This is a genomic window from Mesorhizobium sp. P2_E6, from assembly GCF_056403835.1.
Map to the genome: position 1 here is coordinate 1 of NZ_JBFUEQ010000029.1, position 10,145 is coordinate 10,145.

Sequence of the window (10,145 nt, forward strand, 5' to 3'; positions counted from 1 at the left end):
GCCGGAGAACGTCTCCGTCCGCTCCGCACCCCAAATCGTATCAGACAGTGCCTTTGGTGTTCCCGCGACGATCCGCGATGTCACCTACCTCGGCGCCGGCTGGCGCGTGGCGCTGGAACTTTCCGACGGGCAGTCCCTGCTCGCCAGCATCACGCGTGGAGATGATGCGGCCGGACACCTGGCTCCCGGCAAACCCGTCATCGCGCGATGGATGCCGGCATCCGTCGCTGTTCTTCCGGCTGAAGGATCACCCTGAAGCGGATTCAAAGGGGAGTAAAAAATCATGACAAAAAACAGACTTTGTATGGGTGTGTCCGCTGCCTTGCTGGCGGCGGCCAGTGTAACCTTCTTTGCGAAATCGGCACCTGCCGCCGATCCGGCGGAAGTTGTGGTCGCCTCGTACGGCGGCTCGTTCCAGGACGCGCAGACGAAGGCCTTCTTCGACACCTACGCCAAAGCCACGGGTGCCAAGGTGACCGGCACCACCGGTTCGGGCTACGCCAAGGTGAAGGCCATGGTCGAGAGCGGCAACGTCACCTGGGATGTCGTCTCGGCAGAGAGCTCGGCTCATGCGAACGAGGTGAAGGACGATCTTCTTCAGCCGCTCGACTATTCGGTCATCAAGGCCGACGGCATTCCGGCGGAACTCCGCACGAAATACGGTGTCGGCTACATCAAGTTCGGCATGAACCTCGCGTGGAGCAAAGACAAGTTTTCGAGCGGACTTACTCCGGCTCAGTTCTTCGACCCGGGGGTGAAGGCTCGTCGCGCGGTTCCGTTGGAACCGGAATACACTCTCGAATTCGCGCTGCTGGCCGACGGTGTGAAGCCCGCCGATCTCTACCCCCTGGATGTGGATCGCGCCCTCAAGGTTTACGAGCGGATCAAGGACCAGATCGTCGCCTACAAGGGGGCCGCGGATACCCAGGCGCTCATCCAGCAGGGAGAGGTAGACCTGGCCTACATCCCCAATGGTCGGGTCAATGATGCCATAAAGGCTGGAGCTAAATGGGCTTATGGCTGGGACGCTTCCGTCTCCGATACCGAATGGTGGGTGGTGATGAAAGGCGCTCCGCATGCAGCCGAGGCCATGAAGTTCATCAACTTCGCCGTCCAGCCCGAGCAGCAGGCAGAACTGACCCGCCAAATCCCTTACGGCCCGACCAATGTCGACGCGCTGAAGCTTCTCGACCCTGCCGTCGCCAAGGATCTGCCGAGCTATCCGGACAACGCGAAGCTTGGCGCAGTTCTCGATTCGAAATGGTGGAACGAGAACCGCGAGTCTGTGAAGACCCGCTGGAACACGGCCATCATGCAGTAGCAGAACTTAGACGGGAAAAAACGATGATGAGACGGAGCGGTATCATAGATTGGGGGCGGCTTTGCCTGCTCGCTCCAGCATTCCTGCTGCTCGTCCTCGCTTTCGCTCTACCGTTGCTTGCCATTGTGCCGGAAGCGTTCGGCGGTGATGCCGTCGGGCGCTTCCTGCGAATTTTCGGAAGTCCGGTGTACCGAACGGTCATCTGGACGACGGTTCGCATCAGTCTGGAAGCAACCGCGATAACGCTCGTCGTCTCGTTTCCCTTGGCGTGGCTCTTGAGCCGGGCGAGCGGAGTGAAGGGCCTGCTTCTTGGACTATTGGTGCTGGTTCCCTTCTTGACCAGTGTGCTGGTGCGGACCTTCGCCTGGTTGGCGATCCTCGGGCAGCGTGGCCTTGTCAACGGGACGCTTCTCGGCCTCGGGCTGATTTCGGAGCCGCTCCCCCTTCTCTTCAGCGAGCCCGCGGTCGTTCTAGCCCTGGTGCACTCCTCCATTCCCATGATGGTCTTTGCCCTCGTCAGTGTCCTGCGGCGCATCGACGGACGCATTCTTCTGGCTGCTCATACACTCGGGGCCAACCCACTGCGCGGCTGGCTGGGCATGGTTGTTCCGCTTGCAATCCGCGGCATCCAGTCCGGCGTCATCATCATCTTCCTTTTCACCATGGCGAGCTTCATCGCGCCTGCCTTCCTCGGCAACCAGCGCCAGCAGATGCTTGCACAAGTGATCCAGTCGGAAATCGAGACCGGGGCCGACTGGGGTTTCGCCGCGGCACTGGGCATTACGCTCGCCGTGACGGCCACGATCATTGTCGTAGCATTGTCCTCAATGGCGCGATTCTTCTCGCGGTGGCAGCGTCCGGGCTCGTTGCCGCCGACCTTGCCGCAACAGCAGGCACGGAACGTGGACAAAGCACTTCTTCGCCAGCCGGTGGCCCAGCCCACCCCGCGGCCACACAGTCCCAAGATCTGGCGCTTCGCCGCGCGGCTTGTCGAACCGGCCTATCTCTGCGCAATATCTGTCTTCATTCTTCTTCCACTGGTCGTGCTCTTCCCGGTGTCGTTCAGTTCGGCGGACGTGCTCATCTTTCCGCCTCCCGGTTATTCGATGCGATGGTTCGAAGCGATCCTCGGCAGCCCGGAATGGATTGCGGCAGCACTCACCAGCCTTCGCATCGGATCTGCCACCTGCGTTGCGACCCTCGTCCTGGCCACACTAACGGTGCTCGGCTTTGGTCGTCATTTCCGGTTTCAGGGTGCAGCCGAAGCTTCGGTGCTCTCGCCCTTGACCGTACCGAGCGTTGTCTTCGCGCTGGGGGCCTATCTGACCTTTGCGCGCGTGGGACTGGTTGATACCGAGGCAGGCATCATCATAGCCCACACGGTTCTGATTTTCCCGGTGGTTTACCTCGTCGCATCGGCGACACACAGTTCCATTGATCCATGGCTGTCACTTGCTGCAGCAAGCCTTGGCGCCAACCCTTGGCGCATTTTTCGCACCATCATCTTCCCACTGCTGCTTCCTGGCCTGGCTATTGGCGCTCTGCTTGCGATGCTTCTTTCGTTCGATGAATCGGTGGCTTCGATCTTCCTCAGCGATCTGTCGGTGAAGACACTGCCGAGAAAATTGTGGGAGGGTATCCGCTTCAACACAAGCCCTGAATCCGCGGCCGTCTCCGTCATGCTGCTTGGCGTGACATGCGTCGTGGTCATCGTCGGCATGGCGGTTGTCCTCGGGCGCCGTAAAACCGCTCTGTTGTCGTTGCAAGCGCGTTCCTAAATCGGTCTTCTTGACCGACCTCAGAGCGGAACTCGGACAAGCGGCGCTACGAGTGCGGAGAAGCCACACTCAAGGGGAGGCAGTTCCGCGATCGTTGTTTCTAAGGTCATCCCCGTTTGGGCGATTTGTGTGTCACGACGCTGCTCGAGGGGCGCCGCTAACAGAGTTCGACTAATTCATGTGCGGGGCGTGCGCTGTCATGTCCGCCTCGCTCAGCCTGTCGCTCGCTGTACCCAACTGGTGCCAGTAGGGGTAGATGATCGGCGGCACACTAACCTCATCCAGACGTTTCCGCTCCTCCGCGGTCAGGTTCAGGTCGGCTGCTGCCAGGTTGTCTTTGAACTGCGCTTCCGTCCGTCCACCGATGATGACTGAGGTGATTGCCTTTCGTCCTATTAGCCAAGCAAGCGCCACCTGCGCGGCCGAAACGCCGCGGCTTTCCGCAATTGAAACCAACGTATCGACGATGTTCCACAGTCGATTTTCGTCGCGGATCGGCGGTTCCGTCCAGCCGGCGAACTGGCGCGTGCCCTCAGGCGCGGCTTGGTTTCGCCGATGCTTGCCAGAGAGCAGACCGCCTGCGAGCGGGCTCCAGAGAAGCACACCAAGGCCTTGGTCTACGGCAATCGGAAGCAGCTCATATTCGGCCTCACGCGCTTCCAGCGTGTAGTGGATCTGCTGGCTGACGAAGCGCTGGCGCTTGTCTTTCTCGCTCACGCCGAGAGCCTTCATGATGTGCCAGCCGGAAAAGTTCGAGCAGCCGATATAGCGAACCTTGCCATCCCGAACGAGCGTGTCGAGCGCCTCCATCGTTTCTTCGAGGGGCGTCTGTCCGTCCCATTCGTGGAGTTGGTACAAGTCGATGACATCGGTCTTCAAGCGCCTGAGGCTTGCCTCGCAGGCAGCGATCAGGTGCTGGCGAGACGAGCCGACATCGTTGGGGCCGTTGCCCATGCGGAAACGCGCCTTGGTGGCAAGCAGCACGCCGTCCTTGCGCTTGCCGCCGAGGATGTCGCCAACTATCTCTTCGGACTTGCCATCGGAATAGACGTCGGCGGTGTCGATGAGATTGACGCCGGCATCCAGGCAAAGATCGACCAGCCGTCTGGCTTCGGAGACGCCGAGGTCGCCGACTGTCCTTGCCCAGCCTACCCCGCCGAAGGTCATCGTACCCACTGTGACGGTCGAAATCTTGAGGCCCGAACGGCCAAGCAGACGATATTCCATAATTTCCTCCCAAGAATTGAAACAGGCGGTCGCCGGCGGCACGCTGCACGTCGCGATCCTACGGCTCACGTGATGGCCGCTCGGCTCTCCCCGTTTCTATAGCAATGAATTACGCCGTTGACAATCCAAACGATTGTATAAATAATACAACCGATTGGATAGTGCTGCCGATATTTTTGAGAAACGCGGCAAAGGAGTGATATGCCTGGTCCCTATGTCGTCCCGGTTGCCAGTGACGAGAAAATTCCGCCGCGCGTGGATGTGGTCGTAATTGGCGGCGGCATTGTCGGTGCTTCAACCGCGTTGGAACTCGCGGAGCGTGGCCATTCGGTGGCCCTCTGCGAAAAGGGAGGTATCGCCTGCGAGCAGTCGAGCCGGAACTGGGGGTGGGTGCGCCTTTCTCGCCGGGATATCCGCGAGATGCCGCTCATGATCGAGGCCAAGAAAATCTGGAATGGCCTCGTCGAGCGCACTGGCCGCGAGACGGGGTACCGCCAGACGGGCATCGTCTTCACCGCCCCTTCGGAAGGCGATCAGGCCCAAAATGCGGTGTATCGTGATCAGCTTCAAAGTTTTCAGGTGTCTTCCAATCTTCTGTCTGCGAGGGAACTGAAGGACAAATACCCTGAGCTTGACCTGCCGCTTCATGGCGCCTTGTCAACGCCCAGCGATGGACGCGCTGAACCGCAATTGGCCGGACCGGCCATCGCATTGGCCGCCCGCGATCGAGGGGCGAATATTCTGGTCGAATGCGCCGTTCGAGGTCTGGAGCTTTCGGCCGGTCGGGTGTCTGGTGTCGTCACCGAGCATGGACCGATCGCCTGCGATTCCGTGGTGCTGGCCGGTGGTGCCTGGAGTAATTTCTTCGCCCGCCGCTACGGTATCGATATTCCGCAGCTTAATGTCACTGCTTCTGTGCTGCGGACCAACCCCTTGGAAGGGGGGCCGGAAGAGGCGATGTGGTGCGAAGACTTCGCGCTGCGAAAGCGCCTGGACGGTGGCTACACGATTGCCTCAGGCCACGAAAACGTCGTGGATATCGTGCCGCGCTCTTTCAAGTACATGTTCCGGTATCTGCCTGCGCTTCGGTCGGATTGGAAGTCCCTGAACTTCCGGATTTCGGGCCAGTTCTTCAAGGACATGTCGGATGCCAAGCAGCGGCCACTGGATGAAGCCAGTGCGTTCGAATACACGCGCGTCCTCGATCCAGTGCCTTCGAAGAAGCTCTCCGACGGCGCTCTCAAGGCGCTTGCCAGGCACTGGCCGGTCTTCAGTCAGGCGACGATCGCACAGCGCTGGGGTGGTCTCATCGACGTCACCCCAGACGCTATCCCGGTTATCGACGCGGCAGCAAAGGTTCCCGGTCTGTTTATCGCTACAGGATTTTCTGGTCACGGGTTTGGCATCGGACCCGCCGCCGGACGGCTGATGGCGGACCTCGTCACCGGAAAGCCTCCAGTCGTTGATCCCAAAGCCTTCAGGCTGTCTCGGTTCAGCGACGGGACCAGGATCGTTCTTTCGCCGGAGTATGCTTGAGGTAGTAACATCAAGCTTGACCAAAGTTTACCAACCCTCACTAGCAAAAGAGAAAAAATGTCAAACGTCACCAAAATAAAGTCCGGAAGCCCATTTGAAGATATGGAGAGCTACTCGCGAGCTGTCGTTGTTGACAACTGGATATTTGTTTCGAATACTGCGGGTGTGAATTACAAAACCCAGAAAATGTCAACCGACCCAGTACAACAGGCAAAGGAGTGCCTCAACAAGATAGAAGGTGCGCTTAAATCTGTTGGCGCCAGCTTGGCCGACGTTGTAATGTCGACAGTCTATATTCCAAACCCTGAGGATGCGCCGACTGTCATGGCCTATGTCGGCGAACGCTTTAAGGGGATTGACCCCGCCCGTACGGTGCTGTGCCCCGGACTTGGAGGCCCCGACTACAAGGTGGAGATTGAGGTGCAGGCCTATCGCGGCGTCAGCACCGCGGAAGTTGAGCATAAGGTGATCAGTCTTTGATTTCGGGACTGAAGAGGTCGGACTTGGTCCGGCCTTCTTCGGCGAAGGGGACTTTTCCGTGTACAGCCGTTAGCGAGGCCAAAAAACCTGCCATGTGCACTTGCACGCGGCATCACCTCGCAGGCAACGTGTTGGAGATTGCGCCTTTCTTATCCAGACCGACTAATTGAACGGACATGGCCACTTCATTGACCGACGATAGGACCGAAAAGCCGACTGGCGGCCGACAACCCAGGATGGCCGACATCGCTCGCATAGCGGGCGTCGATATTTCGACCGTCAGCCGGGCTCTGTCGGGAAGTGAGCGGGTCACCGTGGAGACGCGGGCACGAATCCAAGAGATTGTACGCGATACCGGCTATGTCGTTAACAAGGCAGCTCGTACTCTGCGTGATGGTCGCGCCAATCAGGTACTGGTCATTATTCCGGAGCTCTCGTCAAAGTCCTACCCGGAGATGGTTCAGGGCATAATCGAGGCACTGGATGAACACGAAATCAATGTTCTTTTGGGCGCTACGCAGCGTGAGGCCAAGCGCGAGGCGGAACTCGGCAAGCGACTACTGACTGGCGTCGTAGACGGCATCATCACCATCACCGGAAGCATCCCTGAGACTATCCTCAACATGCCGGACTTCCAGCGCAAGGTCGTCGCCTTGGCTCGACCGGTCCCGCAGCCGGGCATTTGCTGGGTTACCATGGACAACTACGCAGCATCCAGGGAGGTAATGGAACACCTGTATGGCATGGGGCATCGGCGCATCGTCCATATCGGGGGAATAATGAGCTCCGAGACATTCCGTGCCCGTTCCGCTGCCTATGTCGACTTCATGCGGGAAAATGGCCTGGCCGACCTGATCACTGTACGCCCAACCGACTACTTCGACGCCGACGCTGGTGTCGAAGTCATGAAGTCCCTGCTCGGAGCTGGCCAGCGCCCCACCGCTATCTTCTGTGCTTCTGACGATTTGGCGATAGGTGCCATGGCGGTGGCGCGGCAAGCCGGGCTCAGTATTCCAGACGACATCTCGTTCGTTGGTTGCGACGACCTGGGGGTGGCCGCGCTGATGCATCCTCCACTTTCGACGGTGTCGGTTCCGCGCATCGAGATCGGTCGCTCTGGAGCGGAGGCGCTCTTTGGCCAGATCTACCAGGACATTATTGCGCCTGCGAAAATCGTGCTGCGCCATCATCTGGTCCTTAGGGACAGTGTGGCGCGGATCGGGTGACTTGACAGGCCGTGACTTGATAGGCCGGTCAGCGGTGTTGGCTACGGGCACCCAAGGATGAAGTCCAGCCTGTGGGTGCAAATGCACCCGCGGGGCGCTGTTCCTTGGGCCACGCGACCCAATACCCACTAGATGCCATCCTGAGGCGCCATGAAACAGCACTTCGCGCTATGTCACCGAAGATTCACAATTGACAATCCAACCGATTGCATGATTGATACAAACGATTGGATTACCGCATCGGCGCAAGCCAGTTGGTCAGCGCCACACACGAGAATTCAGAGAACGCCATGATCGAGAACCCAGCGAATTCCAGGCTCACTTTTCCCACCGATGCGGATTACCGCAATCGCATTGAACGGGCCCAAGCTTCGATGAAGCGTAACGGGATCGACGTTCTCGCCATTTCAGGCTTCGACTACCTTCGCTTCTTCACCGGATTGAATGGGCTCCCCGTCGGCAGGCCGATTTGGTTTGTCCTGTTGCAGGACGGCGCGCCGGCCTTTGTCTCTCCTCGCAGCGAGGCCAAGGAGATAAGGGCGAGATGCAACACCCCCGTGGCTATCGAATGGGTCGAATGGGAAGAGCCAGTGCCGGCGCCCATGACGCACCATGCCGCGCTCGCGAAGTATGTAGGAGACATCGCACCGACAGCCCGCACAATTGGCGTCGACTTCAATTCCACATGGGCTCTAAACATTGAGTTGGTCGAGCAAGCACTTGGCGCCGAGCGCGTCAAGGACGCCACCGTGATGTTGCGCGAGTTGCTTGCTCGCAAGGATGCAGTAGCGATCGACGTCATTCGACGCAGCACCGACATCGTTGCTCACCAGTTCGCGGCCTGCCGTGAGCTTGTCGCCCCCGGCGTTCCCGAATGGAAAGTAGCGCTTGCTTCTCTGACAGCCGGGACGGAGCGGGCTGCACAATGGTGGAACGGCAACGAAGAGCAGTCACCGTTTGTTCAGGGAATGCAAATGATGGGGGCCGGCCGCGAGCGCACTGCGCGCTGCCATTCTGCTGGCGGCGGTCGCAAAATGCGAGAGGGCGAAATCTTGCAGGTCTGTTTTTGCGGGCCGTCCTTCTTCGGGCACGCAATTGGTTACGACCGGCCATTTCACATTGGGTCGAAACCATTGCCTGCGGACCTGCGCAAAGTCGTGGATGTCGCGCGTGAGGCTCAGGACGCGGCATTGGCAAAAGTACGCCCTGGCGCGTTGGCGGGAGAGGTCCATGCCGCGGCCGTGGCGGTGATCGAACGCCAGGGCTGGAAGAGTCCCTTCCTGCACCGCACCGGTCGCGGGATCGGTTACTCCGATTGGGACGGGATCGAGCTCAAGGCCAATTCTCCGACCGTGCTTGAGCCGGGCATGGTGCTTACCGTCGAGCCGGCCCCCTATGTCGACGGCATTGGTGGCGCCCGCTTCGGCGATACCGTGCTCGTGACCGAAAACGGATACGAGGTGCTCACCCCGTTCGACCTCGGCAGGGATATCTAATGGCAGGCCAGCCACTCCCCGCCGTTTCCTTTCAAGGCGTCACCCGACGCTATGGCAGCGTGTGCGCGGTGAGCGACGTTACCCTCGACATCTCATCGGGGGAGTTCTTCGCGCTGCTCGGCTCGAGCGGTTCCGGCAAGACGACGCTCCTCATGCTCCTGGCGGGGTTCGACACGCCAACCGAAGGCCGCGTGCTGATGTCGGGCACGTCCGTCTCGGACGTGCCTCCGCATCGGCGACGGATCGGGGTGGTCTTCCAGAACTATGCGCTTTTCCCGCACATGTCGGCTGCCGAGAACGTTGCCTACCCGCTGAGGATGCGCGGCGTCGCACGTGCCGAGCGCGAGGCGCGAGTGAATGCCGCGCTCGGTCTCGTCAATCTTGCCGATCGCTGGTCTTCATATCCGTCGCAGTTGTCCGGTGGGCAGCAGCAACGCGTGGCGCTCGCCCGCGCTCTCGTTTTCGGCCCCGACCTCCTGCTCATGGACGAACCGCTTGGCGCCCTCGATCGAAGGCTCCGCGACCAGATGCAGCAGGAATTGAAGCGCATTCAGGGCGAGCTCGGCATCACCGTCATCTACGTGACACACGACCAGTCGGAAGCCATGGCCATGGCGAACCGGATCGGGATCATGGCCGGGGGGCGGCTTCTCCAGGTCGCCGATCCGGAAACCATCTACGCCGCACCGTCCAATCACTTCGTGGCACGCTTCCTCGGCGAGTGCTCGATTCTGCGCGTTACCGCGACGGATGGCGGCCGTGGATACGAGATCGCCGGCGTGCGCCAGTCATTGCCGTCCCCCGCGACGGCGCCTTTCGATATTGTGGTGAGGCCGGAGAACGTCTCCGTCCGCTCCGCACCCCAAATCGTATCAGACAGTGCCTTTGGTGTTCCCGCGACGATCCGCGATGTCACCTACCTCGGCGCCGGCTGGCGCGTGGCGCTGGAACTTTCCGACGGGCAGTCCCTGCTCGCCAGCATCACGCGTGGAGATGATGCGGCCGGACACCTGGCTCCCGGCAAACCCGTCATCGCGCGATGGATGCCGGCATCCGTCGCTGTTCTTCCGGCTGAAGGATC

The 10,145-nt window shown here is 60.1% G+C and carries 9 protein-coding genes; 8 read left to right on the plus strand and 1 reads right to left on the minus strand.

Going from position 1 to position 10,145, the window contains the following annotated elements:
- The 3 genes from AC1D08_RS33425 to AC1D08_RS33435 form a co-directional block, all read left to right on the plus strand.
- A partial coding sequence (locus AC1D08_RS33425) for a TOBE domain-containing protein (protein WP_477425042.1) occupies window positions 1-256 on the plus strand: 256 nt, incomplete at its 5' end.
- Window positions 257-283: 27 nt separating this feature from the next.
- A complete protein-coding gene (locus AC1D08_RS33430) occupies window positions 284-1,321 on the plus strand; it encodes an ABC transporter substrate-binding protein (RefSeq protein WP_477228965.1) in 1,038 nt (345 codons plus the stop codon).
- The gene (locus AC1D08_RS33435) at window positions 1,261-3,099 is read left to right on the plus strand and encodes an ABC transporter permease subunit (RefSeq protein WP_477346056.1); all 1,839 of its coding nucleotides are present in this window, start codon (window positions 1,261-1,263) and stop codon (window positions 3,097-3,099) included. The genes AC1D08_RS33430 and AC1D08_RS33435 overlap by 61 nt, the downstream gene beginning before the upstream one ends.
- 171 nt (window positions 3,100-3,270) lie before the next feature.
- On the opposite strand, the gene AC1D08_RS33440 is transcribed toward AC1D08_RS33435, so the two are convergent.
- Window positions 3,271-4,326, minus strand: a complete 1,056-nt coding sequence (locus tag AC1D08_RS33440; RefSeq protein WP_457154995.1) for an aldo/keto reductase — start codon at window positions 4,324-4,326, stop codon at window positions 3,271-3,273.
- Between the two features lie 201 nt (window positions 4,327-4,527).
- On the opposite strand from AC1D08_RS33440, the gene AC1D08_RS33445 reads away from it, so the two are divergent.
- The 5 genes from AC1D08_RS33445 to AC1D08_RS33465 all read left to right on the plus strand — a co-directional run.
- Window positions 4,528-5,862: an NAD(P)/FAD-dependent oxidoreductase gene (locus AC1D08_RS33445; RefSeq protein WP_477228967.1), complete on the plus strand. Its 1,335-nt coding sequence runs from the start codon at window positions 4,528-4,530 to the stop codon at window positions 5,860-5,862.
- A gap of 57 nt (window positions 5,863-5,919) precedes the next feature.
- A complete protein-coding gene (locus AC1D08_RS33450; RefSeq protein ID WP_457155085.1) occupies window positions 5,920-6,342 on the plus strand; it encodes a RidA family protein in 423 nt (140 codons plus the stop codon).
- 236 nt (window positions 6,343-6,578) lie between these two features.
- Window positions 6,579-7,568: a LacI family DNA-binding transcriptional regulator gene (locus AC1D08_RS33455; RefSeq protein WP_457155086.1), complete on the plus strand. Its 990-nt coding sequence runs from the start codon at window positions 6,579-6,581 to the stop codon at window positions 7,566-7,568.
- Window positions 7,569-7,795: 227 nt separating this feature from the next.
- Window positions 7,796-9,064, plus strand: coding sequence for a M24 family metallopeptidase (locus AC1D08_RS33460; protein ID WP_477425294.1), 1,269 nt, complete (start codon window positions 7,796-7,798; stop codon window positions 9,062-9,064).
- The coding region (locus AC1D08_RS33465; RefSeq protein ID WP_477425296.1) for an ABC transporter ATP-binding protein at window positions 9,064-10,145 on the plus strand (1,082 nt) is incomplete at its 3' end. The genes AC1D08_RS33460 and AC1D08_RS33465, both read left to right, overlap by 1 nt.